Raw genomic sequence first — 26,484 nt, forward strand, 5'->3', positions numbered from 1 at the left:
GACTCAAGCAGCCGGCCGGTTGGCCGAGGGAAATTTCCGGCGCTCGGCCGGAGTGCGGCCGGTCACATGCCCCCGCGTCATCCAGCCGGAATTGCGCACGGAAATCAGGCAGTACGGCGCCAGCCAGAAGAGAAAGAACAGCTTGTAAAACGCAAACGTATAGGCGAAAACCGCCTCGCTGTTTCCGCGCCGCGTGCAGTAGACAAACGCGGGGATGGAAGACCATCCGACCAGTCCGAGCACAATCGCCTGCAGAAACTCCACCGGTGCGGCAAACGCCGCCCCGATCGTCAGCGGCAGCAGCAGAAACGGCACGAAAATCCAGATGGTGTGCACCAGCAGATTCAACTGGATTCCAAGCTGGAACCAGTTCAGTTTGCGGAATGCGAAGCGGTACATCGAACAGGTTTCGCGCACATCCCCGCGCCCCCAGCGCAGCAGCATGCCGCAGGTCGTGCGGTAATCGGCCGGCAGCGTCGTATAGGCGATCGCATTCCGCTGAAAGACGATCCGCTGCTCCTCCTCCAGCAGAAACGTCGCCAGCGCCCGGTCCTCGGCGATGCCCGCCGGCGCCCCGAGAAACGTCTGATCCACCCAGCGGTCGAGAACCGGCAGCAGCGCCGCGCGACGGTAGGCGCTCAGTGCTCCGGGCGTACAGAAAACCGACCCGAGTACGCTCTGCGCCGAGCGCATGATCTCAAAGCCGAACACGAAATTCACATCCATCATCCGCGGCAGGATGCCGTCGTCGAGATTCAGCGTCCGGATATTTCCCGCCACTCCGGCAATCCTCGGGTCTCGGAACGGGGAGTTGAGAATGCGCAATGCGTCCGGCGCCACAACCGAATCGCTGTCGACCGTCACGATCACTTCCGTATCCGACCGCCGGATTCCCTCGTAGAGCGCCCGCCGCTTGCCGCCGTTCTTCTCGAGCCGGACCGCCTGGATTCTCCCTCCGGAACGGGCACTGGCGAACTGAATCCACGACCAGGTGTCATCCTCGCTGCCGTCATCGATGGCGAGAACATGGAGTTTCTCGGCCGGATAATCCGCAACCAGTATGCTGTCGAGCGCACGCAGCACGGCTTTCCCCTCGTTGTAGGCGGGCACGATCACCGTGCAGCTCGGCAGCTCCGCGTTCGAGCAGGTCCGCCGCGGCCGGTAGCAGACATAGGCCAGAATCAGTAGAAACGCATAATATCCGACGTTCACCCCGAGCAGTGCCGCCCCGAACGTCGTGAAATAACGGAGCGAAAGCACCGTGCTCAAATCTTCCAGAGAAAAATGGAACAGCGTCGTCACAAACACCGCCGCGACAAACACCACCGTCCCGTATTTGATCAGCGTCGTCGTCCGCCGTTTTCCACCTGATGAAAATAACCGTTCCTCCACGGCCGCCATACCCCAGTCCCAGCCCTGATACCTGACACAATCCATTAGTATATTTTCTCAATATACCACATGAACATTGCCGATAGATTGCCGGAACATTGCAAAAAGTTAATGTTTGCGATTTTTCACTCTCACGCGATTTACGGGGAACCCTCTTTCGATTGAAAAAATTCCGGCGATCGGTTATATTGATGAGTTTCAAGAATACAGAGAGAACTTGATGAGGCAATTTGTCGCAAAACTTTTTCCGTTCCGTAAGAGTCTGATCCCGGTGGTCGCGGCAGCTCTGACAGCAGCGGGAGGGCTGTCCTGGATTTTCAGCTGCCCCGGAGATTACGTCGAGCCCGGCATCTGGTGGAAGCTCGGTGCGGCGGGGCTGCTGTATTCGTCGGCGCTTTCGGCGCAACTGCTGCTCGGCCGGCGGCCGGGCAGATTTGTCTATTTTGCGTTTCCGCCTCTGCTGGCTGTGGCCGAAGCGCTGAATTTCGCACCGCCGGATCGCTTCTATGCGTCGCAGCAGCTCGGGTTCTCGCTGTTGCTGGCGGGGTGGTGCTGGTGTCTGGACACGGCGGTCGGGGAGTTCGCCGCCCGGCGATTCCGACGTCTGGCGGCGCTGCCGACGGTTGGAATCGCCGGGGCGCTCTATCTGCTGCCGCTGACCGTTCTCGTGTGGCGTCTCGTCTCGGGGCGGAAGTTCACGGCCGACTCGATTCAGGCGGTTTATCAGACGAATCTCGCGGAGGGAGTCCACTACTTCTTCACCGATCCGGCCTGTCCGCTGCTGCTCCTGCTCGCGGCGGCGGCGGCAACGGGGATCGTTCTGCTCAACCGGCTCGGCGCCCCCGCTCCGGCGCCGGTCCCGGTGTCCGTGGTCTGCGCGGTGGTGCTGCTCGCGTTCTTCCCCGGAGTCTGGACGGAGCTTGCCGGCCTCGAATCGCTGAACCGGACCAAGGTGCTGTTCACCGACAGTCTGGAATACTTCAACGTGATCGAACGTTATGCCGCTGGCGAGGACGCCAGAAAAGCCGAGACCGCACTTCACGTGACTCCCGGCAGCGGCGACGACGGCATCTACGTGCTGATCCTCGGGGAATCACACAGCCGTCTCCGGTCGAGCGCCTACGGATACGAGCGGGACACCACACCGTTTCTGCGTCGCGCCGCGGAGGCGGCGGACTGCATCCTCCTGCGCAATGCGTATGCCTGTCACACCCAGACCATGCAGGTACTTGCAATGCTGCTGACGGCCCGCAATCAGTACGGGGAGAGTGAAGAGGATTCGGCGCACCCGAGTCTCTTCGACGCGGCGAATTACTGCTCCTATGAAACGATCTTCCTGAGCAACCAATATCCGGGCGGCCGGTTCGACTCCCCGGTCGCGGCACTCGCCTCCGGCGCGAAACGGCGGATCTGGCTCAATACGATGGAGGATTTTCTGCTCTGGCGCGCCCGGCCGGACGGGGCTCTGCTCAAACACCTGCCGCCGCTGCTCGAGGGGAAACGCACGCTCGTCGTGCTGCACTTCATGGGCAGTCACGGGCCTTATCACCAGCGTTACCCGGAGGGATTTGCCGCGGAGCTCGACTGGCACGCCTACGACAAAAGCGTTCTCTACACGGACACCCTGCTCGAAAAGCTGATCGATTCGTTCCGGAAAAATCCGCGAGTCCGGGCGGCGGTCTACGTCTCGGATCACTCCGAAATTCCAGGCGTCGGCCACGCCGCCGACCTCTTCGAGCCGGAGATGGCGGCGATTCCGATGCTGCTCTATCTCTCGGAGGAGCTGCGCCGGGAGCGGCCGGAACTCGAAGCGGTGCTGCGAAATCACGCGCAGCGGATCTTCACGAATGATCTGACCTTCGACCTGATGCTCGATTTGATGGGCATCCGCAACCGCTTTTCGCCGCCGGAACTGCGGATTGCCCGCCCGGAATACGCCTTGACTCCGGAGCGGGCGATGACGCTGCAGGGGAGAGTTCCGCTGGCCTCTCCCCCCGTCGTCGCCTCCGGGACGGCCGTTCAGAAGCGCAGCGAGAGCACGCCTGAAAGCGGCACCCGGACTCGGGCGAGACCCGACTCCGGAACTCCGGCTTCCCCGGCACGTCCGGTCGTGTCGAACACCTCGGCCGAGACGGGACGCGAGGCGAGATCGAGCACCAGCTCCTCCGCACCGGAAGCGTTGACCACCAGACACCGCCGCCCCGGGATACAGTCGACCGGAACGGTCATGCCGGGATTGTAAACCGCCACGATCTGTTCGTCGGCGCCGTCGGCGATGACGATCGGATAGTTCAGCATCGGATGCAGCGGCCGCAGCGTGCCGTGCATGAGCGTCTCGCGGTGGCGACTCCAGAAGTCGAGCCAGAACCGCAGCATCTCCCGATGGCGTTCCGGCAGGGACTCGAGCCGCACAGAGATCTGCGGCACCGAGAAGAGGATGTTCAGGAACTGCAGAGCAGCCGACTCTGCGGAGTCGGCACTGTTCCATTCGAGCATGTCGGAGTGGACCGCCGTCGCCCCGGAACTCAGCCGCAGATCGATCGTGCGAACCCGGTTGGAAAGCACGTCCGCGGGGCAGTCGCCAGCGCGGAACATGCTGCCGTACTTGCGGATCGCCGGACCGATGTACGCCTGGCGGAACTCGATGAGAATTCCCGGCTTGATCCGGTTCAGGTGCGCCATCGTCTCCGAGAGCAGCCGGTCGACCGCCTCGGGCAGCGACTTGATGTCGCGTCCGGCGTAGTTCTCACTGACGGCCGGATCCTCGCCGTCGAAGCGGAACATGTCGATGAAGTCGAGCTTGAATCCGTCGATGTCCCACTCGCGAAGCGCGTTTTCGTAGATGGAGATCAGAAATGCGCGGACTTCCGGGAAACGCGGATCGAGCACATAGGTGTCGAGCCGGTCAACCCGGGCGAGAAATTTGCCGCGGAAACGCTCCAGATTCCGGCTCTTCTTCCCGATAAACGGCACCGAATACCAGACCAGATACTTCATGCCGAGCTCGTGAACTTTCGCAACATGAGCGCGCATGTCGGGGAAGCGGTTCTTCGAGATCTCCCAGTCGCCGCAATAGGCGTAACCGCGGTTGCAGTCATCGGTCTGCCAGCCGTCGTCGACGATGATTCCTTTCATCCCGCAGGCGGCGGCGAGACGGCACTCGGCCTCGAGTTCCCGGTCGAACAGATTCTGGTGGAAGCTGTACCAGCTCGAATAAACCGGATCGAACGCGGCAGCGGGAACCGCGGCGGGGGTGCATTCGGGAAAGGTTTCATACCAGCGGAACGTCTGGCGCAGAACCTCGGCGTAGAAAAGATGCCGGGTGTCGAGGCGCAGCACGGTCTCATAGGACGAAAGCGGCGCCTCGGGAACGGAAAAGAGTTCGATCGAGCAGGCGATCTCATTGGCCTCCTCGCAGACTCCAGCCTTGATTTTGACGGTCCGCAACGCCTCCGAGAGCGCGAAAGTCAGGCGGTTCTCCCCATCGAGAGCGCCGAGCTGGACCGCGGGAACCTGATACGCCAGAGACGATTCCAGCGGCGCGCCCCAGTCCGGCGGAATGTTGCGTTGAAACGTCGCGGCCGTATGCCAGCGGAACTGCATATCGAGCTGAGGCACCCGCCATTCGAGCCGCACGTTCGGCGGATCGGACAACTCCGGCGCGCGGAACGCGAAGTGAACCAGTTCCACCCCCGGTTCCGGGGACTCTTTCGTGCACGCCAGATTCCAGTTGCGCAGCTCTCCCGCGATCCGGATCTCGCCGATCATGGTTGCAAATTTCATAAAAACTCCATTTTTAAGGGATTGCAGAAACATTTTCCAAGTCAGAGCTCATCCGGGGCAGAGCGTTGATCCCGTCCCCGGAGCCGGGCGATGTCACTCTCGAGCCGGCCCAGCCGAATGAAAATCGAACGGATCACATCGGAATTTTCCCCGGGAGCGGAGGCGGGGAGCGTTTTCTTTTCCGCTGCGATTTTCCTGAGTTGGCCGCGCAGCTCGGCAGCGCTTTTTTCCAGCGCGGCGACCCGGTCGGAGAGAGCGGTGAAATCGGCGGGATCGACCGTCGGAACCACCTCGACCGCGTTGATCTCCTCCGCCGGCATCGACTCCAGCAGACAGATCCACGCCAGCAAATTCACGACAACCATGAGCAGCACCAGCGCCGTGAGAATGCGAACCGTGCGGTTCCCTCCGACCCGGCCGACCACTGTCGCCTCGGCACCGTTGAACGACCGTCCGCAGGAGAGACACTCGAAAATGCCTCCGCGTTCCCGTTCGTCGACGGTGTAATGCCGGTGGCAGTGCGGACACTCCAGTTTCAAAAGAGCCATATCTTATTTTCCTTTCCTGTGCGCCGTTCCCGGCAATTCCAGCACGTAGAGTGCGTGCGGCATATCCATATCGTAATAGTGTTTCACAAAGATCCGCTCGACTTTCATGCCGAGAGACTCCGCAACGCGGCGGGAGGGCGCGTTGTTGACCCGGACACACGCGACAAGACGGGGCGTGCCAAGCACGTTGAACGCATAATCCCGACAGCCCGCCGCCGCCTCGCGCGCATACCCGCGATGCCAGAATCTCCGCTTGAAGAGGTAACCGACCTCGAGCTCCCGCGTATTTTCGACATTCTGGATCGTGAGTCCGCACATGCCGAGCCATGCTCCGCTCTCCCGGCAGATCACCGCCCAGAGGCCGTGACCGTCCTGCTCGTAGCGCCGCAACTGCCGGTCGAGCCACGCATCGACCTCCCCGCTGGAAAAGGCGTGTTCATAGGCGTACATCGCCTCGGGATCCTGCAGGATTTCAGCCATGTCGGTCCGATCATCACGCACGATCTCGCGCAACATAAGGCGCGGCGTGTTCAGAATCACATTCATATTCCGCTCCGGAAAGTTGTGTATCTTGCGGTCTGCATTGATTGAACTCATCTGTTTTCCGTCATTTTATTTGTAACATAGCGCCGCTTTCCGGACAATGCAAGAAAATCGGGTGCAGGCTTGTAAAAACTTTGTCCGGGGTGTATACTATATCTGTAAAAATCACCGAGGAGACCCCCATGCCTGCATACAATCCCGGCGCGCTCGTGCTCTACCATGCGAAGAGCGCGACCGTCACCGCCGTCAACAAAGAGAAGATCGAGATCCGCATCGAGGGCGGTGACACGAAGTCCGTCCGCCCGAAAGACATTGAGTTTCTCCATCCGGGACCGGTGCGTTCGCTGCCGCCGGCCGCGCTCCCCGCTCCAGACGCACAGGAGCTCTCCGCGCTCATGGAGGGCGAGACGCTCCCGTTCGGAGATTTTGCGGAGCTCGCATACGGGACCCGCAGTCCCGAGGCGTACTACTCGGCATGGATGCTGCTGCAGGAGGGGATCTATTTCACCGGCTCGATCGAAACCGGTGTGACGGCCCGGAGTCAGGAGGAGATCGCCGAGTCGCTCGCGGCACTCCGGGAGAAAGAGGCCAGACAGCTCCGGCGGGCGGAACTCCTCGAACGGATCCGCGGCGGCGCGCTGCTGCCGGAAGATCTCCCGGCCATGCGCGAGATCGAGCAGGTCGCTCTCGGAGAGACCGCCTCGAGCCGTCTGCTCCGAGAACTCGGCATCGAAGCCGTTCCGCCGAAAGCGCACGAGCTGCTGCTCAAACTCGGCGTCTGGGATCTCTTTGTCGATCCGTGGCCCGCGCGCATGGGAGTGAATCTCGAAACTCCGGAGATCGAGCTCGGCGCCCTCCCCCCGGAGCCGCGCACCGACCTCACGCATCTCGCGGCGCTCGCGATCGACGACGAAGGCAGCAACGACCCCGATGATGCAATCAGTTACGAAGATGGAGTGCTCTGGGTGCACGTGGCCGATCCCGCCGCTCTCGTCACTCCGGGATCACCCGCCGACGACGAGGCGATGAACCGCGGCGAAAATCTCTATCTGCCGGAGAAAATCGTTCCGATGCTCCCGGCCGGGGCGACGACGCTCTTCGGCCTCGGACTCCAGCCGGTGAGTCCGGCGATCTCGTTTGCGATCCGCATCGCGGAAGACGGCAGCGCAACGCTCGAAAAGATGGTGCTCTCCACCGTCCGCGTCGAGCGGCTGACCTACGGCGGCGCGGCCGCGCACTGGGAGGAGTCCCCGCTGCGCGAACTGCGTCCGATGCTCGAACGCTTCAAGGCACGGCGCAAAGCGGACGGAGCGCTGTTCATCGACCTGCCGGAAGTCAAGATCCGGGTGGAAAACCGGGAAGTGAAGATCACCCCGCTCGGAATCACCCCCGAACGCGAACTCGTCGCCAATGCGATGCTCGCGGCCGGATCGGCCGCAGCGAAATACGCCGTCGAACATGACTTGCCTCTCCCGTTTGCGACTCAGGTTCCGCCCGAACCGGAGGAGTCCGCCGCGACGGGAACGGGAATCGCCGCGATGTTCGCGCTGCGCCGCAGCTGTCCGCCGAGCGTGGTGAGCACAAGCGCCGCGCCGCACGCGGGACTCGGCCTCGACTGTTATGCGAGGGTGACCAGTCCGTTGCGCCGCTACGGGGATCTGCTCGCGCACCAGCAGCTGCGCCGCGTCATCAAAGGTGAAGAGCCGCTGACGGCGGAGTATCTCGAAGCGCGTCTCGCGGTCTCCGAGCGCGAGGCGCTGACCCGCCGCCGGCTCGAACGGCAGGCGAACGAATTCTGGACGCAGGTGTTCCTCGCGCAGCAGCCGGAGTACCGGACCGATGCGATTCCGGTCCTGCGGCAGGATGAACGGCTGACCTATCTCATCCCGGAACTCGCCTTTGAGTTCAAGAACCGGTTCGGCGGAAAAATCACGCTCGGAGAACCCGTTCCGGTTCAGCTGACCCGCTCCGACCCGGCCGCAGGGAGCACGAATTTCCGCATTCTCTGAAACGCGGTTCGGAAATCGGCAAAATCCTGTGAATGCAATACATTTCCGGTGGAAAAATCCATACACCCGTGTTATCTTATACCGGAACAACAGGGAACGCATATGAACGAAACAGACAGTGATTTCGATCTTTTCAGCTACGCCGAATCCGTGAGGGAACAGCAGCTCGCGGAAACGGAAAAAGAACGGCAGCAGCCTGCCGAAACCGCACCGGAGTTTGAACCGGAACCGGAGTTGAAACCGAAGCCGGAGCCGGAAAACGCCGCGACTGCGGAAGAGCCGGAAGCCGCCGCGCCGGAACCGGCGAAAGTGCCCCCGCCGAAAGCGCTGACCCGAAATGATTTTCATCAGCTTTGCGTCGGATTTCTCGCGTCGCTCTCGCCGGACGCGATTGCGACTTCAGTGCCGGTGCGCCAGATCAAATACCAGGTGACGGCCGCCGGATTCTGGCTCGGCGGGAACACCCGGAACCGGGAGGTGGTCCGCACGGCAGCGGTCGTGTTCTTCGATCAGACCGACAACTGTTTCTGCGACTGCGTCGACCAGAAAGCGCTGCTCGAAGCGATCCACGATCTGCGCGGTGAAAAGGAGAAACTCGAAGCGGAAATCCGCGCAACGGAACCGGAACTCGCTTCGACGAACGATCTCTTCAGCGAATTCCGTTCCTGGGATTACGCCTCGAGCCGGAACAGCGCCTACCAGAAACTGCGCCGGAAACTCGAGAAACTTCAGCACACGCTGCATCAGGGCAGCCGCCTCGAACACATTCGCAGCGCCGGCGCCGCCGATCTCTGCTATCTGGCGGTTCCGGCCGGGCTGATCGCTCCGGACGAAATCGCCGCCGGCTGGGGACTGGTCTACCTGAACGCCGACCGCAGTTTCACGCTCGTGCGGGAAGCGGAACTCCAGGGCGAAGTCGATCCGCATAACCGGCAGCTGCTCGCCCGCAACATCGCCGTCGCGGCGACTTCGGCGGTGCTCTTTGCCGCGGGAGTCGATCATCATGGGGAGAACGTCAGCTTCCGCAAACAGCCGCGTCGCCGCCGTCCTCAGTGAGCGTCTGTCCGCTCAACGAAAAAGCGCCCTTTTGACGGGGCGCTTTTTTCATTCCGGGATCGGAGAAAGGGTTTGAATCTCATTCCGCCGCAGGCTCTACGACTTCGAGAGGCGGGTTTTCGCCATTGTACTTCAGGAACTCGGCCCGCAGGACACGGACGTAGCGGGCATTGACGGAAACCTCCTCGAGGCTGCCGCGCATGCTGCCGTAATTCATATCGACATCGTCCTGAATCTGCCGCCAGTTGCTCGCATTGCCGTCGTAACTGCCGGCGGTGTTGAAACGCGGCTCCATGCTGCGCGATTCCGATTTCGGCACGACCTCCTGCCCGGTAATCAGAACCGCATCCGCACCGCGTGCGCCGGCTTCGCGCTTGAGTTTGTCGAGCAGCCGGTCGCGACTCACATCCCGATAGTCCCCGGAGGCGGTCGCCTCGCCGAGCACGCGGTAGGCGCGGCGGATCCTCGCGGCATCGGTGAACACCGTGACCTCTTCCGTCTCCGGAGCCGCACTTTCCCCCTTGTACTCGAAGTTCACGCACCCGGCCAGAAGCAGCGTCAGGGCGAATAACAAAAGATCCCGTTTCATCATGATGGCACCATCTCCCCGTTTTTGTTTCATAAGTTAGCCGGTGAACGCGGATTTTTCAAATCAAATCGCGAAATAAGATTGATTTTACCGGAGCGACGCATTATTTTAAATAAGACAAACTTTGCGGAGTCTTTCCGCCTGATATGGGACATGTGGACATACAACAATTTTCCGGAGCTATGAAAATGATGAATTTCGCAGGAGTTTATACCGCGCTCGTGACACCGTTCCGCAATGGAGAGGTCGACTATGAGGCGCTGAAGAAGCTGGTAGAACTCCAGATCGCAGGCAACGTAAGCGGTATCGTCCCGGTCGGCACCACCGGTGAATCCCCGACCCTGAGCCCGGAAGAGCATCTGAAAGTCATCGAGACCGTCGTTGAGGTTTCCGCCGGCCGCTGCCAGGTGATCGCCGGGACCGGCGCGAACTCCACGCAGGAGGCGGTCTATCTCACGGCCGAGGCGAAAGCGATCGGCGCGGACGCCTCGCTGCAGGTGACGCCCTACTACAACAAGCCGACGCAGGAGGGGCTCTACCGCCACTTCTCGACGGTCGCGGACAAGGTCGGGCTGCCGATCGTGCTCTACAACGTGCCGGGGCGCAGCGGAGTCCCGATCGCGGAAACGACCGTCGCACGCCTCGCGAAGAATCCGGTGATCCGGGCGGTCAAAGAGGCGGCCGGGAGCGTCGACCGCGTTTCGACGATTCTCGATCTCTGCGACATCACAGTGCTCTCGGGCGACGATTCTCTGACGCTGCCGATGATCGCGGTCGGCGCGAAAGGGATCATCAGCGTCACCTCGAACATCGTTCCCGGCGAGATGAGCGCGATGGTCAAGGCCGCGCTCGCGGGGGATTTCGCGAAAGCGCTCGAATACCACCGCAAATATTACCCGTTCTTCCGCGATCAGTTCATTGAAACCAATCCGATTCCGATCAAGGCCGCGATGGCGATGGTCGGTCTCATGGCCGAGGAGTACCGGTTGCCGTTGTGCGAACTCTCCCCGGAACATCGCGAAAAGCTCGCCGCTACCATGAAGCGCTGCGGCATGCTCTGATCGAACAACCACTGCCATGCGTCCGCACTCTTTCCGCGTGAAAGAGTGCGGATTTTTTGATGTTCAAAAGAGAAATGCCGCTTCCGGAAACCACAGCGTTGAGACGCATACGGTCAGATTCATAACACCGTGCATCAACATCGCGCTCAGAAGATTGCCCCGAACCAGATAAATCACCTGAAACGTCAGCCCCATCACAAACAGTGCGGGAATCCCGAGCAGAAAGAAGTGGATGAGAGAAAAAATCAGCGAACACAGCAGAACCGACGAAACCGCCCCCAGCGGTCGCAACAGTCCATAGAGAACGCGGCGAAAGAAGATCTCCTCGGAAATCGGCGCGCAGATGACCGTGCCGAATACCAGCCCGGCCTGCGCCACGGGTCCCGCCCCGGCCATGATCCTGACGAGATCCTGCTTTTCCTCGTAGGAGATTCCGAGCCACTCGAGCAGCGCCTGCCAGCCGGCCGTGACGCTGTTTCCGACCAGCAGAATCGCCGCCATGCCAACCACCACAGCCAGGAAGTCGCCGCATCTGAGCGGACGGATGCCGAGTTTGGCGGAAAACTCCCCTTTCGGCGGGAACAAGCCCAGAACCACCAGCAGAAAAACCGAAGCAGCCACTCCCTGGCCGATCGACATCACCGCCATCGGCATGGCCGGATCCCCCAGCGGGATCAGACTTCCGAGCAGGGATCCGCCCATGGCGCCCAGCAACGCCGCTCCGAACCCTCCGAAAAGGGCAAAAAGCAGAATCGGCCAGTCGAGTTCACACCGCCACGGGATTTGACCAAGCCGGTGGAAAATGTGGCCAGACCGGATCACGCACCGGCCTCCAGGATGATTTCGCGTTCCGTATCGGAGAGGTGCCGGATCCGCACGACCCTCATTCCAGGCGGCAGGATGTCGGCAATGCGCTCCGGCCACTCGACGAGAGCGACCGACTCCGGATCGTTGAGAAATTCGTCCACCCCGAACGCGAGCGCCGAGGCGGAATTCCCGATCCGGTAGAGGTCAAGGTGATAAAGCATTCCCCTCCCCACCGGCAGCGGATACTCCTGTACGATCGTGTAGGTCGGACTCGACACCGGTTCCGTGATTCCGAGTCCGCGCGCGAAACCGCGCGAAAACACGGTTTTCCCTGCCCCGAGGTCTCCCTCGAGCGCGATGACCGTTCCGCGCGGGAGTTCCCGCGCGAGAGCAACGGCAAACGCTTCGGTCTCATCTTCGGAATGGCTGATGATTTTCTTTTCAATGTTCATAACCGTACTTCCCGTTTACGGACAACGGGTTACCATCAGGATCGGTCACGTCCGGCGAGCCGGACTCCACAACGCCGATCCGGGTCAGTTGCCCGAAATTCCAGTTCTGTTCAAGTTCTCCGGCCCGCTCCGGCGAAACCGTGAAGAGCAATTCATAATCCTCGCCGTCGGTGAGCGCGCCATTGCAGTCGGCACCCTGCCGCAGCGGCAGTTTCGCCGGATCGACGAGCAGCCGGACGCCGGACGATTCGGCCAGGCGGCGCGCATCGAGCAGAAGCCCGTCCGACACGTCGAGCATCGCCGAAGCGTAATGCCTTTCGGCCAGGAATCTTCCCTCGGCGAGACGGGGCGAAAAGTCAAGATGATGACCGCTCGCAAGCGAATTGCCGAGTTCACCCGTGACATAAAGCCAGTCCCCCGGGGACGCTCCGCTTCGACGCACGACTTCGCCGCGCCGCACCATTCCGAGAATGGTCAACGTGGCGACCTCCCCCTCGACCGGCAGCGAGGCGATGTCCCCGCCGACCACCGAAACCCCGTATTCGCGCCCACAGTCGGAAACGCCGCGACAGAACTCGAGAACCCAGTCGGACGCCCGCCCCGAAGAGGCGACCGTCAACAAAGCCCAGAACGGATAACCGCCCATCGCGGCGATGTCGCTCAGATTCCGGCAGAGCAGCTTCCGCCCGGCCTGCCGCGGCGGAGTCGATTCCCGGAAATAATGAACCCCGCCGATAAGCTGATCGACGGCCGCCAGCAGCAGCCCGTCCGAACTCCATTCGAGCGCGGCACAATCATCACCCGGGCCGACGACGACCGATCCGGCCTGCGGCAGGGTCGGGAGCAGTTGTCTCAAGATTTCCAGTTCATCCGGCATGATGTTCAATATACCTCCTCCCGGGGCGGAAGTCAACTTGAAATGGCGATGAATCCCGGGTATATTAATAAGAGAGTGTTTTTTTGCCGGTTATTGATCTATTTTATTCATCGGAGTTGTCATGTGCGGGATTGCCGGAATCGTCAACCACCGCGGCGATCCCGCCGCTGGTGAAATCATCGCGGCGATGAACGCCGCACTCGTTCACCGCGGTCCCGACGCCTCGGGGATTTACCTTGACGAGCAGGTCGCGTTCGGCCATCGGCGGCTGTCGATCCTCGACCTGGAAAACGGCACTCAACCGTTCAAGAACGAGGACGGCAGCGTCATAGCGGTTTTCAATGGCGAGATCTACAACTTCCGCAGATTGCGGGATGAACTCACGGCTCGCGGTCACACATTCCGTTCCGCCACCGACACCGAAGTGATCGTCCATCTCTACGAAGAGCTCGGCGGAGAGTGCGTGCGGCTGCTTGAGGGGATGTTTGCATTCGCCGTCTACAATGCGAAGACCCGGCGGCTGCTGCTCGCCCGCGACCGGCTCGGTCAGAAACCGCTGCTCTACTTCATGACGAACGGGACACTGGTTTTCGCCAGCGAATTCTCCGCGCTCAAATGTCATCCGAAAATGCCGACGGAACTCGACGTGAACGCCGTGAGCGACTACCTGAGTTTCCAGTACATTCCGGGGCCGGGGACCATCTACCGCAACGTCCATAAACTTGCGCCGGGACATCAGCTTGAATTCCGATTGAACGAGGGGACGACTTCCATCCGCAGCTACTGGCATCTCGATCACTCGCTGAAGCTGACCGAGCCGTTCGACGAAGCCGCCCGGACTCTGCGCGGATTGGTTGAAAAATCGGTCGAACGCCGCCTCATGGCGGATGTGCCGGTCGGAACTTTCCTCTCCGGCGGCATCGATTCGACGATCATCACGGCGATCGCGGCATCGAAACGACTTCCGGAGAAAACAAACGCCTATACCATCGGATTCAACGAAACGAAATACGATGAACGCACATTCGCCGCCCGGGCCGCTTCGGCGATCAACCAGCGGACCGGCGGAGGAATCGTCCATATGGAGCGGGTCGTAAATCCGGGAGATTTCACGCTGCTGGAGAAACTCTGCGCCCATTGCGGCGAACCTTATGCGGACGCCTCGATCCTGCCGACGGCGCGTCTGTCGGAATTTGCCGCGTCCGGAGTCAAGGTTGCGCTCTCCGGCGACGGTGCGGATGAAATCTTCTGCGGTTACGAACGGTATCTTGCGCTTCGCTGGGCGTCCCGCTTCTCGCTGCTGCCGGGTTTCCTGCAGCGGCCGCTGCTCAAAGCGGCAAGCGGCCTGATTCCAGACGGGGGGGAGCGTACTCTTTCCGGGCGGCTGCGCCGCTTTCTCCGGGTTATGGCCGCGACGAAAGAGCAGCGTTATTTCACGCTGCTGGACCGGTGCGGCGCGTCGCTCAAACAGACGTTGTTCGGGGAAAAACTCCGGGCGGCGGCAAACCGCAACTCCGCAGAACTTTTCGATGCTCTCCAATGGGAGCTGACCTCGGTGAATCAAATTGAGCGGCTCTCGGAAATCGACATGCACACCTATCTGCCGGGCGACATTCTCACGAAAGTGGACATCGCCTCGATGATGTATTCGCTTGAAGTGCGGTCTCCATTTCTCGATCGGGAGGTCGTGGAATTCGCGGCCCGGCTGCCGCTCTCCTACAAATTGCGCGGCACGAAACGCAAACGCATTCTGTGCGAAGCGTTCAAGGATGTGCTGCCGCGTGAAATCAGCGGACGAGCCAAAAAAGGATTCGGAGTCCCGGTTGCTGCGTGGCTTCGCCGCGACTGGCGCAGTGCGGCGGAACAGGCACTGTTCGACGGGAAACTCTGCAATGGAGAATACTTCCGGCGCGAAACGGTTGAAAGCCTCTGGAAAGAACATCTTTCCGGGAAGCGCGATTACAGTTATCTGCTGTGGAATCTTCTGATTTTCTCGCTGTTTCTGGAACGCAACTGACTAACGAAGAGGAGAAACGATCATGATACAGGAAAAGCTCGTCATCGTCGGCAGCGGGCCGGCGGGTTACACTGCCGCGATTTATGCAGCGCGCGCGAATCTGAATCCGCTTATTCTGGCCGGATCGGTTCCGGGGGGGCTGCTGACTCAGACCACGCATGTGGAGAACTTCCCGGGCTTTCCCGAGGGGATTACGGGCTACGACCTGGTAATGGGAATGCAGCAGCAGGCGGAGCGGTTCGGTGCCCGGGTCGAGTATGATGAAATCGTTGAATTTCAACTTACGGACGGGGGGATTCAAACGCTGAAACTCTCCTCCGGCGAAACGATTGAAACGGAAGCGCTGATTCTCGCGACCGGTGCGAGCCCGCGTTATCTTGGAATTCCGTCCGAAGAACGGCTGCGGAACAAGGGGGTTTCCGCCTGTGCGACCTGCGACGGGGCTTTCTACAAGGATGTTCCGGTAGCGGTGCTTGGCGGAGGCGATTCCGCGATGGAGGAGGCGACGTTTCTCACGCACTTTGCGAGCAGGGTGTATGTGGTGCATCGGCGTGACGAGCTGCGTGCGTCGCCGATCATGGCGGAACGGGCGAAAGCGAATCCGAAGATCGAATTCGTCTGGTCGAGTGAAGTCGAAGAGATCCTCGGCGAGAACAAGGTGACGGGATTGCGTATTCGGAACAACAAGACCGGCGAAGTCTCGGAACTTGCGTGCAACGCGGTTTTTGTCGCGCTCGGCCACGTGCCGAACACGGGACTCTTCAAGGCGTTCATCGACACGGACGCCGCGGGCTATGTGGTTCTCAAGGGGGATACTTCGATGACGAAACTTGCAGGAGTTTTCGCTGCGGGAGACTGTGCAGATCCGCGCTATCGCCAGGCGATTTCCGCTGCGGGGATGGGTTGCAAAGCGGGAATTGACGCGGAGCGCTACCTTGAATCCCGCCATCGGCATTGAGAAATCAGGAAACGATCAAGCGGCGACTCTCTTTTGAGGGTCGCCTTTTTTTTGCGAGTGCGCTCGACTTTCTCCGGCTGTTTTTCTCCCCTTTCGGGCATGAGAGCCGGGTTCAAATCGAGTGCCGACTCTCCGAATGCGGTTATTTCCCGGCCGTTATCCGCTTGTCGAGGCAGTACAATGCAATTTTTTTATTTCCGATCCTAAAATCAATCCGATACTTGACGAAATAAACTTGTGGCAGTATTTTTCTATTGCGGTATTTTGGATGCGAAACAACGGATTATATGAGAGGGACGAGTATGAAACGGATCAATCTCTTAAGCCTGGCCGTGATTATGATGAGTCTTGGAACGGGGTGCTCGTTTTTTGGCAACAAAACTCAGGAGATCACCGTTAACGTAAGTCCAGCCGATGCACATGTACTGATCAACGGAGAAACTTATACTCCGCCGGTAAAGATGATGGTTCCCACAACAAAGTCATTGACAATAACTGCGATAAAACCAGGTTACGTGAGCCAGACTGTATACACGAGAAGAAGCCTGAGCAAGCTCGGAATATTGGATCTGGTGGGGCTCTTTACAATCTTGGTCCCGGGAATCGGATTTGTCTCTGATGGAGCTTACGAAATCACCAATCCGCACATCTATTTTCAACTGAGAAAATTACCGCCGGAAGAACTCTCGCAGGAAAACTGAACAGGGATCAAAGGAATCACTGCGGTCAGCTCCGAAAGCTGGATGACTTAACCTTTTCATTGGGTTTCGTCTGATAACGTCCCAGGTGAATAAACCGCTGCAATGGCGGAAAGGTTGCTCCGCACGCGGAGCAACTCACTTGCCGGAACGGCATTTGAATTCCGAACCGGTTCGAATACGACGTTCAAAGCTGCCGTTTAAACGAAAATGACCATGATCGCAACATTTCAAGGCATCCAGCCTGCCGTGAAAAGGTCGTTGGATCGAGATTTCCTGAACCATCCGTAAAATCATCTTCAACAGTTCGGCGAAAGCCTTGTGTTCGTACACATCAGCCGATTGGTTACAAGTTCGTCCAGAGAAAAACCGGTTTCCGATTGACAAAACGGCAAGTCCATGCTACTTATAATTTTACCCTGCATCTGCGTTTCCTTTATCTGGGATTTTGAGCAAACCCAAAATAAAGAGCAGATGCCCCGCTGTCAAACAACACGTCCCATCACAAAATCGGGGACATTGTCAAATAATTTTACTGGCAAAAATATTTGACAATCCAGCCGCGGATCTATTTTTATCTTAAGGCAACCAACTGAAAACCAAATGGTTGCCATAAAGAACCTGCTTTTTTTTCAGTGATATTGAATCCGTCAAAACAGCTCACCGGGGAGTAATCTATTTTGCAACTAAACTCCATCAGAAACTTCTAATCGCCGCCTTGCCGAGCTGTTCGCCGGTCGGAAGTTCAATGGGGAAGCGCTTTCCGCCGATCGTGACCGTAACCGAGGTCAGATTGCGGTTCATGAGAGCATCGGCGACAGTCAATTCCACTTTCTTGTCCGCAAATTTCGCAATAAGGGTACAAGGTGCCGAAACCCTTATCGTTCCGTGCGCCGTTTTCAGTTCTGCGGCACTGTCGTAAAAGAGCGCCTGAATCGTTTCGCCGAGTTGTGCGGCCTGAAGATGCTCCGTATTGGAGAGAATCGTCGGCAGCACCTCCGGAATCGTTCCGTTGCACGAGACGATATAGGCATAGGTTCCATTTTTCACGTCTCGGCCGTGGTCAATCCACATCGTAAAGAGTTCGGTTTCTGTTTCCTCCACGTTGGCGGGAAGATTGGAAAGCTGTTTCCAGGCCGTCGTGCGTTTCCGAACTTCGTGCGAGATTTTTCCGGTGGTCGCGTTCGGCAGAACGCCATAGACGAATCCGTTGTTGGCAAGCCATTCAACGCCGTGTTTCCGGATCGGCCGCATTTCGTCACCACGCTTCAAGGTCTGTTCGACTGTGGTGAAGATGTTACCCTCATATTCAGGCGCGAGGTTTTCGATCCCCGCTCCCAGTGCCAGAAACAGGTCGCCGAAGAAAAAATATCCCTTGTTCGCACGCAGTTTGAGAATTTCCGGATTCTCCTCGCGCCGCTTCGGATCGTCGACCGTTTCACAGTTCACCTTGTCGAAGAGGAAGCCCGCAACCGCATCCCCGTCCGGCGCGACCGCACCTCCCGCGAACTCCCCTCGAGAACCGTAACCGCGCCAGTTCTCCACCGGGTAAAGTGTCTTCACCTGCCGTGCAGTGACGCCGGGCAGCATGGTCAGCTCCGCGGCGCCGAGCGCCCGGGCGCTTTCGCCGCCCTCGCGTTCAAAAAGCGTCTGGCCGTCACAGCTGAAGAGGTTGAATCCGTTGAAATGCCCCGCGTAATAACTCTCGAGACCATGAGTTCTGCTGGAAACCATATTCACGAAGACGTAATAGTCCGGATTTTTGCGGATCAGGTCGTCGTTGTTGAAAAAGTAGCGAGTCCCGTGGTAATTCCCGGCCGGGTAATCCATCATGAAAAGATTTTTCGCTTTCGCCTCGCTGCGGAACTGATCGAGTTCCGCGCACTGTTCCGGCGTCAGGCGGTCGCGGAAGTTGCGATTCAGATTGTCTGCGAGCGTAAGGGATGGAATCTGGCGCTTGTTTGCGTAATCGGGTCGCGCATTGCCGCGCTCAAGCACCGGCGGAATCGTCCCCTTGTAGAAGTAAAACGCCGAACCGCGGAGAAAATGGAAGATCGTCTCCACTGCCCGGGCATCCAGAGCTGAAGCCCATGGCGTATTTTTAAGTTTAACGATGATATTCAGAGAACCGTTCGTGCCGTGGATCGGATACCCCCAGATCAGACACTGGCGGCCATGTCCCCAGCCAGCACCGTCGGCGGTAAATCCCTCGATCCAGAATGCTTCGTCATAGGTGTTCTGCGACACGCAGGAGATGCTTTTGTTGACCACTTCGCCCAGCACGTCGATCATTTCCGGCGATTCGTTGACGAGAGCCGCTTCGAGCAGCGGGCGATAGGCGGTGGCGTTGCCTCCGACCCACCAGACGTGCTTGCGGAAACGCTCCACGTCGACGATTTTCCGGTCGGTCGCATCGCCGCGCATGGGTTGACTCCACGCCTGAAACGCGATTTTCCGCAATGCTTCGGCCACCTCAGGATATTGTCCCGACTCCATGTCTCCGAGCATCGCCAGGTAGATCCAGACCGCCGCTTTCGGCATTGCAAAGCAGGAACCGTGGAACCGCCCGCTGCGAATCCGGTCTCCACGGTCGAGTTCGATCTGCGAATAGTTCAGCACCCCCCGGTAAAGTTTCCGTTTTGCCTCCGAATGTTCGGCTTCCGGGATTTTCCCGTCGCGCAGATCAAGCGCGATTCGCACGAGCCGGTCGAATGCCGTTGAGAGCATGTTCAGAATCGGTGTTTGAAACTTTGAGTAGTCATATCTGGGTTCGCCCCGGTGGTTTGTCCGGTAATCCGCTTCCTGTTCGCTCAGGTCGCGGAAAGAGCCGTTTTCGTCCAGCAGTTTAAGCAGTTCCGTGCCGGAACGTTTATCGCTCAAGTTCAACCACGGCGTGGTTTTCGAGAACTCCTGCCGCATCCTGGTGATCGATTCCCGTTTTTCGGCGAGAGAATCCCCTCCCACCAGTAATCCTGCACACACCATCAGCCCTGTCACTCCGATTCTTTTCATGTTTTTACTCCCTGCATGGATGGATGATATTTTGATTCCGATATTTCGCAATCCTGCCGACCATCAGACCGGCGGGGTGTAGGCGTCATCTCCGCCGAGCGCTTTCCAGCGCAGGTAGACCCAGCAAAGCGCCCCCAGTCCGATGGAGGTGAAGAGAAAGTCCCAGGCGTAAATGTATTGATAACCAAACTGATCGATGAACCACCCTCCGCCGGAATTCGCCGCGACCAGCATCAGCGCGCAAACCATCGCCGATGCCGAGGAGAACTGCCCGTAACGGTCGTGCGGAACAAGCATGACGTAGAGCGGCAGGGAACTCGCCGTCTGAAGCATGTAGACCAGGGCCAGCAGAATCGCCACAACTGAGAACGAAAGATAGTCGTGAACCCAGAAGAAGCCGATGACGTTCGCGATGATGATGAGCACACTTCCGGCCATGTAGATCCGGATCGGGTGAAATTTGTCAACCAGAATTCCGGTCAGAAAAAAGAGCGGGATTGTGATTCCGGTTGCCGCTGCCGTGATGAAGCCGTACTGCTTGAGCGTCATCTGCAGTTCCGCAGTTGCGAAAAGCAGATTGAATACCGTGCGGCAGACCATTGACGCCTGATTCAACGCCATCGCCAGAAAGAAAACGAGAAAGAATGGGATGCAGAAACATTCTCGCGTATACTGCATGATGATTCCAACCGGGCCGCGTGTGCGGATCTTCTCCGGCGGCGGATAATTCCCCTCTTTCACATTCACACACATCAAACTGAAAGAGACCAGGTAGATAAGCGCGACAATCGTGAAAATCCACGGAAGATGTTCATCCGCATGCGGCAGCACTGCAAGATTGAATACGAATCCCGCACATGTCCCGACCACCCGGAAGAGCGCCATGAACCGGCCGAGGAACTGTTTCGGCACCACATCCGCGAAAAGATAGTAGAAAATGGATGCGATGAAGAGATTGAACACCTGATACGCGACAGAGAGCAGCGTGATGAGGACGATGATCGTTCCTGCCGGACTTTCGTCCCCGTTGTGGAAGAGCCCGTGAAACCAGGCGCCGATCGAATCGCTCCAGCCGAGCAGAATCAGAAAAAGCGTGACGAAAGGAGTCGCCCCCAGCAGAAAGGGAATCCGCCGCCCGAGTTTTGTGCGTGTGCGGTCGCTGGCCGTGCTGACGATCGGATTGATGATGAAATTCAACAGTGACGGGATGCTTCCAACCAGAAGTCCGATGACCGTGTTGCTCGCGCCATGTCCTTTGAGCATCAACGGAAGCAGCGTCGGCGTGAGCGTCTCCATCATCCAGAAGCAGAAGTCGCCCCAGAGCATCCAGACGAAGAGAGTCACGAGCGCCGCTTTTGTGTAACTCAATGTCCCGACGTGGCAGCGCCCGTTTTCATCCCAGGCCGTTCGGGTTGTGATCGAATTTCTCATATTACCGCGTCGAAAACACACCGCTGCTGAAGTCCCCCGCCGGAATCACACCACCGGTCAATTTGCGTTCGTCAAATTTTCCATTCTTTAAAATGGGAACGCTATATTGTGAAGTTACCGCCTCACCTATTGTGGAGGAACGCACATGTCCATCCAGAAAGCAGATATTACCGGTTTTGCCGTGAAATACAGAAAAATTACCACTCCCGGCATTCTGGAGACCGTCGATGACCCCATAAGGTGCGTTCCAACTGATTCGATAGGCTTCCGCAAGCATGATCGACCGGGAAGGAACCCGAATTTGCGTAGTTGGTGTGAGATATGGCACATCTGCACCAACAGGAACTGCATAAGTTCCTTTGACATCTATGGCAGTTCCTTTGACTCTTATGCATGCCGGGCAGATTCCGATTTTTCGGGCGAGACGACTGGCATCGGTGTCTCCGGTGAACCCGGGAACTCCGCCTTCTTTAAACAGTTGAAACCAGGCATTCTTGTAGCTGGAGATTGGAGGGCCCATCAATCTTCCTCCATTGGTATCCATATACTGGATCTGGAAGAGGCCAAGCTGTTTCAGCCGAGAGACACACTCCGTGTTGTATGCTCTCGCCCGAGCCTGATTCAGCGCCGGCAGCAGCATTGAGGCGAGAATCGCGATGATCGCGATTACAACAAGCAATTCGATCAATGTAAAGCAATTACCAGCTTTCCGCACGAAATGGATTCTGTTTTTCATCATCTTGTCTCCTTGTTTTTTTGGGGATGCCAGTTGCGAGTTGAAGTATGATTCCACATATGTCGGGCGAGGCAGAATCAGTCGGGGAGCGGTCAACAAGATGCCAGGAGCGGTTTCTTCAGAGGCCGCTCGAACCGCCCGAACTCCAGTTTCGTACATTCCGATGTCGATCCCGGCCGGAACCGGGAACACCTGTTTCATGTAATAGGGATTCAGATCCGTCGAAATGATCGCGACGTCCGCCGGATCGATCAATTCCGCAGCCAGAGCCCGGTAGAGCGGCAGAAGCAGTGCGTCACCGCTGCAGAAGATGCCAAGTTCCGACAACCGGCATCGGTGGACCGGATCACGAAAGTACTTGCGGATGGTCTGTATAACCCCGGCTCCGTTCTGCCGGGAAAATTCCACGGAGATCTTCTGGAACTTCGCTGAGTTCGGCAGTGCGGATTCAAACGCGATCCGACGTTCCAGAAAAATTCTGCGCCCGGCGCTGCCCAGAAAGAGAAAGCTCCGGCATCCCCGACGCTGCAGGTATTCCGCCGCCATCCGTCCGACCGCCGCCTGATCCGTCGTCAGATGCGGTACCGGACATTCGGGATCCGGGGAACCCATGAGCCGGATAAAATCGATTCCCAGCAGGAATCGGTAAGCCTCCATGCACGATTCGTCCGTTATGATTACGGCATAACGATCGTTGCGGCGGATGATCTCCCGCAGAAATGCCGGTTCGCCCAGACCAACGCAATAGGTAGAAAGCTGTCCACCGATCGTGTTGAGTGTATCGCTCATTCCCTTGCAGACCTCACCGTAATCGGTGACCAGCGTTCCGGCTGGTGGCGGTTCGCTGCCGATTGCAATCAATGCCACCCGCCAGCCGTTCGCCGCCGGAATCTTCCGCAATGCGGCGGATACAGTCACTTCCGCGGAGTTTTCCCGGGGGCACATTTTTGCCGCACGTTTGCGGAGTCTGCACATGATCGTTTTCCTGAAAATTATTTATATTACAGTTTTTATTTCCATGATATAATTATACTCAATTTAAATCATATTGTCAATAGCAGAATTGCATATTTTTTGAACTTTATTTTGATACAGTTTTAAATTTAATTCCGAAATCTGAATAAAAAAACAGCTTTGCCGTAAAACTTTGGAATCCCGTCTTGACATGGTTTATCGCGGGGATTATATTAACTCCAAACAGGAGAGTTTCCGCAATGATCAAACCAGCGCAAAGTGCAGATGCTCCCGATATAGAACGGCGTGGGAGAAAAGACGATTGCCGTCGTGAACTGGCCGCCAGAATTGCTGCGGACATTCGTTCAGGAAAACTCTCCGGCAAACTTCCTGGAGTGACCCGGCTGGCCGTGACCTATGGCGCGTGTCCAGCAACTGTACAGCGGGCGCTGCAACGCCTGGCAAAAGAAGAGCTCGTGGAAATCCGGCCCTGCAGCGGGACTTATGTCCGTCTGCAGCTGGAGGTCGATTTCGTCAATTTCTACCTTCGCGACATTCAGCCGCATAACATGCCGGACGCTCTTGACAATATGCTCGCCAACTACGGTCAGCTGTTCCAGGGGTTGTACGACACCCTCAAGCCAGCCGGTGTGCCGCTCTCTTTTCAGACGCTGGAACTCGGAAATCGAGAACTGCTGCGGCGTTGGAATCATCGTAACCGCCATCTTGTTGCGGTTTTGCCAGCCGGTCAGGAGAGTCTCTGCTACGATTTGTTCGCGGAATGCCGCTGGACGAGGGTTATGGGTGTACAGGACTACAACTGTCCGACCACGCACATCACCTACGACAATGCCCGGATCGGAGAGATTGCGGCCCGGGCTCTGCGGGAACGGGGATGTCGTCGTTTCGTATTCATCGGCAGCGGAACCCATCCGTTGTTCCGGCAGAGGCTTGAAACGTTCCGATCGGCTTTGGCATTGTACGGACTCTCCTCCGATCACATCGACGTAGATGTTTTCCGGATGGGCAGCGCAGAAATCATCCGGAAACTGCGGATGTTTGCCGAAGAGAACGCCGTCGGGCTGGGGGCCCGTGAGATTGGGCTCTTCTGCTGTGCCGATGCATTTCTCGCCATGTTACACCAGGCGATGACGCCGGTGGTGGATCCTGCTGCGGTCCAGATCATTTCATGCGATAACAATCCATACTTTCTCAAGGGAATTTTCCCTGTTCCCCGTGAGATTGACATCTGCACGTACGAGATCGGAGTCGCTGCGGCGCGTCACATCCTTGCCGCATCGGATGCCGCAGAAAAGACCGCTTTGATTCCGCGGCTGGTATGATTTGAAGAGTTTGTAAAAACGGGTAACACTTTTCTCCGAACAAGGAGGAAGATGTGAAATGAAAGCGGCACGGAAACTGGGCTGAATCGGAGTAAGACCCGTTATTCGGCGGCCGACAAGCTCAAGGCAGTGAAACTCTGTTTAGAAGAAAGTTATCTGGTCAGAGACATCGCGCGGGAACTCGAAATCGGGAAAAGTTCCCTCGGCAAATGGATCCGGGAATACCGGCAAAAAGGTCTGACGCTTTCACCTCTCCGCCGGAAAAAGTGCGGCGAAAGTGGAAATCCGATTCATCGTCAGATGATTGTAAACTCCATTGATCTATTGAAAAAAGCGTGCGGCTACTGTACGTTCTTGAAAGAAATCCTGACCGACGGCGGCCCGACTCCGGCGGATCGTTTTTTTGAAATCGAAACAACGGAGAAACGGCAGCTTGCGGAGAAGATTGCGGAGAACAATCTCGAACTAGCCTTGAAAGACCATGTCCGCAAACCGTTTATGATGGTTGGGCTTGTCGAGGATTCCTGTGTCTCGATTCTGGAGAAAAAGGGACAATTCGCAGTGTTGGCGGGAAAATGCGCATGAGAACGCCGGTAAGAGGAGTTTCCGTACTGTTTTCTGGAAAGCAAAGAATATATCAGGCTTTTTCGTGACGGCAGCGAATTGCATTAATCGGAGGCTTATTCCCGCGTTCACTCCGTCCTCCGGTAGCGTCGGTCAATTTGATTCATGACTCTGAAATTCTGATTTGCAATCAGAATTTTCCATGCTATCTTACGCTTATTGACAAAATATGATGAAATGTTGCATCATATTGACTGTCAATTTATTAACATGGTGAAAAGTATCACCTGTTTTTTACTGAAAAACAGAACCATTTATTCCCGCACATGACAATCACGCCCATTGACTGGACGCATGCAACAACCAGAAATTGTGCGAGCATGGCTGTAGGCGCGGGAGGAGCCTGTGGAGTGGCATTACCGTCTGCCATGGGAACATGAGCAGGACCTATTGGAGGATTTTCAGTTACATATATCGGAGAGATGCCATGGGTATTGCATGGGAGATTGTGAATATGAATAAAATATTACTACTTATTGCGTTCGTAGCAGGTATCGTTATCAATTTGTTCGGTAATGACACGCAAGAAATGTTGTTTACCTCGCCACTTATATATAAGCCCGTCATAGAAATGGCCTTGAAAAATATAAAAGAGCCATTAAGTCCACGCCGGGTAATAAAGCTTCAACCAATGAAAATTACAATGGAAATGAGTGATTTTGTGCCGGGCCAGGAGACATCTGAAGAATTTGATGAATTTCGTCAAATATCATTTAAGGAAATAGATAATATTAAAATTTTAATCTTCAAAAAGGACAATTTCGTTCATCAACTGCATGTGCTGAGAACAGAAGGAGGTCATACTTCCGTCACAAAGTACAAGCGTAATTTGACAGGGCTGTTCGCGAATCTGAATACCATGGAAAATAACGAAAAATATCTTCAGAAAACTCGCGAAATTATAATATCCCTGTTGAAGCAGGAAGATTTTTTGACTGATTTTTCATCAGGCGAACATGTTCTAACCTTTCATTTGGAACTGGCAACAGGAGTCGCCATGGGAAACGTATCTTTTTCTGATTACCCTGACAATCATTTGTTTTGTTATTATAATTTCAGCCTGGAGAACAGCGCATTGCTCAACAAACAAACCCAAGTCTTGGTTTTTGCAATTACCTTTTGGAATAAATATATCTCTCTAGCCAATCTCTTTGATGACAAAATGATGAATGGCTTTGAGTGTTATTTTTACCCCAATCAAGGGTTAAGGTTCTTGACAGAACTGAAGAATGGTAAACAGATGGATGTTACGTCATGGGACAAAAATGGTGATAATGAAAGGAAAATTCCATTTAATGAATGGACAAAAATCATCTCGAATACAAAATTGATGAAAGAATCACAGTGATTGCAGGAAAGTTATCGGCTTGTAGAAAAAAACATCATGTATGATGTCATCTTCAACAGCGGTTTTATCGGCTTTTTGATCTGGTTGTTGCCATTTGCCGCCAGTAACGGCGGGTAGTGTCCGATATTTTGCGCACATTTGTTTCTGAGCGATTACAGATGACAAACGTGAGTTGGCGCAGCCGAAGCAACCGACCGACCAGAGAGCTCCGGAGGAGCAGGTCGGTTGCGCAGGCGGAGCCTCCCG

The 26,484-nt window shown here is 57.0% G+C and carries 21 protein-coding genes and 1 pseudogene; 10 read left to right on the top strand and 12 right to left on the bottom strand.

Annotated elements, in window-relative coordinates:
* Window positions 1-3 precede the first annotated feature (3 nt).
* Window positions 4-1,437, bottom strand: a complete 1,434-nt coding sequence (locus Q0J85_RS06830) for a glycosyltransferase (protein WP_294479547.1) — start codon at window positions 1,435-1,437, stop codon at window positions 4-6.
* A gap of 175 nt (window positions 1,438-1,612) precedes the next feature.
* Between Q0J85_RS06830 and Q0J85_RS06835 the strand changes: the two genes are divergently transcribed.
* Window positions 1,613-3,634, top strand: coding sequence for a phosphoethanolamine transferase (locus Q0J85_RS06835; RefSeq protein ID WP_367274618.1), 2,022 nt, complete (start codon window positions 1,613-1,615; stop codon window positions 3,632-3,634).
* A 527-nt stretch (window positions 3,635-4,161) separates the two neighbouring features.
* Here Q0J85_RS06835 and Q0J85_RS15455 read toward each other — a convergent pair.
* The 3 genes and pseudogenes from Q0J85_RS15455 to Q0J85_RS06850 form a co-directional block, all read right to left on the bottom strand.
* Window positions 4,162-5,208, bottom strand: a pseudogene (locus Q0J85_RS15455) (glycoside hydrolase family 36 protein); the annotation flags it as partial.
* Window positions 5,209-5,216: 8 nt separating this feature from the next.
* The gene (locus Q0J85_RS06845) at window positions 5,217-5,723 is read right to left on the bottom strand and encodes a hypothetical protein (protein ID WP_294479552.1); all 507 of its coding nucleotides are present in this window, start codon (window positions 5,721-5,723) and stop codon (window positions 5,217-5,219) included.
* 3 nt (window positions 5,724-5,726) lie between these two features.
* Window positions 5,727-6,320 (bottom strand): GNAT family N-acetyltransferase, encoded by a 594-nt coding sequence (locus Q0J85_RS06850; protein ID WP_294479555.1) that lies wholly within the window; start codon window positions 6,318-6,320, stop codon window positions 5,727-5,729.
* A gap of 128 nt (window positions 6,321-6,448) precedes the next feature.
* On the opposite strand from Q0J85_RS06850, the gene Q0J85_RS06855 reads away from it, so the two are divergent.
* The gene (locus tag Q0J85_RS06855; RefSeq protein ID WP_294479558.1) at window positions 6,449-8,275 is read left to right on the top strand and encodes an RNB domain-containing ribonuclease; all 1,827 of its coding nucleotides are present in this window, start codon (window positions 6,449-6,451) and stop codon (window positions 8,273-8,275) included.
* Window positions 8,276-8,377: 102 nt separating this feature from the next.
* Window positions 8,378-9,331, top strand: a complete 954-nt coding sequence (locus Q0J85_RS06860) for a hypothetical protein (RefSeq protein WP_294479560.1) — start codon at window positions 8,378-8,380, stop codon at window positions 9,329-9,331.
* Window positions 9,332-9,410: 79 nt separating this feature from the next.
* Here the strand turns inward: Q0J85_RS06860 and Q0J85_RS06865 are convergent, their stop codons facing one another.
* The gene (locus Q0J85_RS06865; RefSeq protein ID WP_294479564.1) at window positions 9,411-9,923 is read right to left on the bottom strand and encodes a hypothetical protein; all 513 of its coding nucleotides are present in this window, start codon (window positions 9,921-9,923) and stop codon (window positions 9,411-9,413) included.
* Between the two features lie 185 nt (window positions 9,924-10,108).
* Between Q0J85_RS06865 and dapA the strand changes: the two genes are divergently transcribed.
* Window positions 10,109-10,981 carry a 4-hydroxy-tetrahydrodipicolinate synthase gene (gene dapA, locus Q0J85_RS06870; RefSeq protein WP_294479566.1) on the top strand — a complete coding sequence of 291 codons (873 nt, stop codon included), beginning with the start codon at window positions 10,109-10,111 and terminating at the stop codon, window positions 10,979-10,981.
* A gap of 63 nt (window positions 10,982-11,044) precedes the next feature.
* Here the strand turns inward: dapA and Q0J85_RS06875 are convergent, their stop codons facing one another.
* The 3 genes from Q0J85_RS06875 to thiL are packed head-to-tail and all read right to left on the bottom strand — an operon-like array spanning window position 11,045 to window position 13,117.
* A complete protein-coding gene (locus Q0J85_RS06875) occupies window positions 11,045-11,803 on the bottom strand; it encodes a CPBP family intramembrane glutamic endopeptidase (protein WP_294479568.1) in 759 nt (252 codons plus the stop codon).
* Window positions 11,800-12,240: a tRNA (adenosine(37)-N6)-threonylcarbamoyltransferase complex ATPase subunit type 1 TsaE gene (gene tsaE / locus Q0J85_RS06880; protein ID WP_294479569.1), complete on the bottom strand. Its 441-nt coding sequence runs from the start codon at window positions 12,238-12,240 to the stop codon at window positions 11,800-11,802. Before tsaE ends, Q0J85_RS06875 begins: the two co-directional genes overlap by 4 nt.
* Complete coding sequence (thiL, locus tag Q0J85_RS06885) at window positions 12,230-13,117, bottom strand: thiamine-phosphate kinase (protein WP_294479575.1); 888 nt, start codon at window positions 13,115-13,117, stop codon at window positions 12,230-12,232. Before thiL ends, tsaE begins: the two co-directional genes overlap by 11 nt.
* A gap of 121 nt (window positions 13,118-13,238) precedes the next feature.
* Between thiL and asnB the strand changes: the two genes are divergently transcribed.
* From asnB to Q0J85_RS06900, 3 genes are all read left to right on the top strand, one after another.
* Entirely contained in the window at window positions 13,239-15,134 is a 1,896-nt protein-coding gene (asnB, locus tag Q0J85_RS06890) for an asparagine synthase (glutamine-hydrolyzing) (protein WP_294479577.1), read from the top strand.
* A 22-nt stretch (window positions 15,135-15,156) separates the two neighbouring features.
* Entirely contained in the window at window positions 15,157-16,092 is a 936-nt protein-coding gene (gene trxB / locus Q0J85_RS06895) for a thioredoxin-disulfide reductase (RefSeq protein ID WP_294479580.1), read from the top strand.
* A gap of 302 nt (window positions 16,093-16,394) precedes the next feature.
* On the top strand, window positions 16,395-16,793 hold the full coding sequence (locus tag Q0J85_RS06900) for a hypothetical protein (RefSeq protein ID WP_294479583.1): 399 nt from the start codon (window positions 16,395-16,397) through the stop codon (window positions 16,791-16,793).
* 693 nt (window positions 16,794-17,486) lie between these two features.
* Here Q0J85_RS06900 and Q0J85_RS06905 read toward each other — a convergent pair.
* The 3 genes from Q0J85_RS06905 to Q0J85_RS06915 form a co-directional block, all read right to left on the bottom strand.
* Window positions 17,487-19,802: a polysaccharide lyase family 8 super-sandwich domain-containing protein gene (locus Q0J85_RS06905; RefSeq protein ID WP_294479587.1), complete on the bottom strand. Its 2,316-nt coding sequence runs from the start codon at window positions 19,800-19,802 to the stop codon at window positions 17,487-17,489.
* Window positions 19,803-19,865: 63 nt separating this feature from the next.
* A complete protein-coding gene (locus Q0J85_RS06910) occupies window positions 19,866-21,233 on the bottom strand; it encodes an MFS transporter (RefSeq protein WP_294479589.1) in 1,368 nt (455 codons plus the stop codon).
* Window position 21,234: 1 nt separating this feature from the next.
* The gene (locus tag Q0J85_RS06915; RefSeq protein WP_294479591.1) at window positions 21,235-22,944 is read right to left on the bottom strand and encodes a prepilin-type N-terminal cleavage/methylation domain-containing protein; all 1,710 of its coding nucleotides are present in this window, start codon (window positions 22,942-22,944) and stop codon (window positions 21,235-21,237) included.
* A gap of 239 nt (window positions 22,945-23,183) precedes the next feature.
* Between Q0J85_RS06915 and Q0J85_RS06920 the strand changes: the two genes are divergently transcribed.
* From Q0J85_RS06920 to Q0J85_RS06930, 3 genes are all read left to right on the top strand, one after another.
* The gene (locus tag Q0J85_RS06920) at window positions 23,184-24,266 is read left to right on the top strand and encodes a GntR family transcriptional regulator (RefSeq protein ID WP_294479592.1); all 1,083 of its coding nucleotides are present in this window, start codon (window positions 23,184-23,186) and stop codon (window positions 24,264-24,266) included.
* Between the two features lie 81 nt (window positions 24,267-24,347).
* Window positions 24,348-24,851 (top strand): transposase, encoded by a 504-nt coding sequence (locus Q0J85_RS06925; RefSeq protein ID WP_294479600.1) that lies wholly within the window; start codon window positions 24,348-24,350, stop codon window positions 24,849-24,851.
* A gap of 466 nt (window positions 24,852-25,317) precedes the next feature.
* Window positions 25,318-26,238, top strand: a complete 921-nt coding sequence (locus Q0J85_RS06930; RefSeq protein ID WP_294479595.1) for a hypothetical protein — start codon at window positions 25,318-25,320, stop codon at window positions 26,236-26,238.
* On the opposite strand, the gene Q0J85_RS06935 is transcribed toward Q0J85_RS06930, so the two are convergent.
* The coding region (locus Q0J85_RS06935; protein ID WP_294479598.1) for a hypothetical protein at window positions 26,230-26,484 on the bottom strand (255 nt) is incomplete at its 5' end. The two genes, Q0J85_RS06930 and Q0J85_RS06935, sit on opposite strands and share 9 nt — an antisense overlap.

Origin of the sequence: uncultured Victivallis sp. (assembly GCA_944389935.1) — a bacterium.
In the GTDB taxonomy this organism is placed as follows: domain Bacteria; phylum Verrucomicrobiota; class Lentisphaeria; order Victivallales; family Victivallaceae; genus Victivallis.

Bases quoted from the DNA above. Each gene is read 5' to 3' on its own strand.
- Q0J85_RS06905 (WP_294479587.1), bottom strand. From the start codon at position 19,802: ATGAAAAGAATCGGAGTGACAGGGCTGATGGTGTGTGCAGGATTACTG.
- Q0J85_RS06920 (WP_294479592.1), top strand. From the start codon at position 23,184: ATGATCAAACCAGCGCAAAGTGCAGATGCTCCCGATATAGAACGGCGT.
- Q0J85_RS06860 (WP_294479560.1), top strand. From the start codon at position 8,378: ATGAACGAAACAGACAGTGATTTCGATCTTTTCAGCTACGCCGAATCC.
- Q0J85_RS06910 (WP_294479589.1), bottom strand. From the start codon at position 21,233: ATGAGAAATTCGATCACAACCCGAACGGCCTGGGATGAAAACGGGCGC.
- Q0J85_RS06930 (WP_294479595.1), top strand. From the start codon at position 25,318: ATGGGTATTGCATGGGAGATTGTGAATATGAATAAAATATTACTACTT.
- tsaE (WP_294479569.1), bottom strand. From the start codon at position 12,240: ATGAACATTGAAAAGAAAATCATCAGCCATTCCGAAGATGAGACCGAA.
- Q0J85_RS06850 (WP_294479555.1), bottom strand. From the start codon at position 6,320: ATGAGTTCAATCAATGCAGACCGCAAGATACACAACTTTCCGGAGCGG.
- Q0J85_RS06835 (WP_367274618.1), top strand. From the start codon at position 1,613: ATGAGGCAATTTGTCGCAAAACTTTTTCCGTTCCGTAAGAGTCTGATC.
- Q0J85_RS06915 (WP_294479591.1), bottom strand. From the start codon at position 22,944: ATGTGCAGACTCCGCAAACGTGCGGCAAAAATGTGCCCCCGGGAAAAC.
- thiL (WP_294479575.1), bottom strand. From the start codon at position 13,117: ATGCCGGATGAACTGGAAATCTTGAGACAACTGCTCCCGACCCTGCCG.
- Q0J85_RS06855 (WP_294479558.1), top strand. From the start codon at position 6,449: ATGCCTGCATACAATCCCGGCGCGCTCGTGCTCTACCATGCGAAGAGC.
- Q0J85_RS06845 (WP_294479552.1), bottom strand. From the start codon at position 5,723: ATGGCTCTTTTGAAACTGGAGTGTCCGCACTGCCACCGGCATTACACC.
- asnB (WP_294479577.1), top strand. From the start codon at position 13,239: ATGTGCGGGATTGCCGGAATCGTCAACCACCGCGGCGATCCCGCCGCT.
- dapA (WP_294479566.1), top strand. From the start codon at position 10,109: ATGATGAATTTCGCAGGAGTTTATACCGCGCTCGTGACACCGTTCCGC.
- Q0J85_RS06865 (WP_294479564.1), bottom strand. From the start codon at position 9,923: ATGATGAAACGGGATCTTTTGTTATTCGCCCTGACGCTGCTTCTGGCC.
- Q0J85_RS06900 (WP_294479583.1), top strand. From the start codon at position 16,395: ATGAAACGGATCAATCTCTTAAGCCTGGCCGTGATTATGATGAGTCTT.
- trxB (WP_294479580.1), top strand. From the start codon at position 15,157: ATGATACAGGAAAAGCTCGTCATCGTCGGCAGCGGGCCGGCGGGTTAC.
- Q0J85_RS06830 (WP_294479547.1), bottom strand. From the start codon at position 1,437: ATGGATTGTGTCAGGTATCAGGGCTGGGACTGGGGTATGGCGGCCGTG.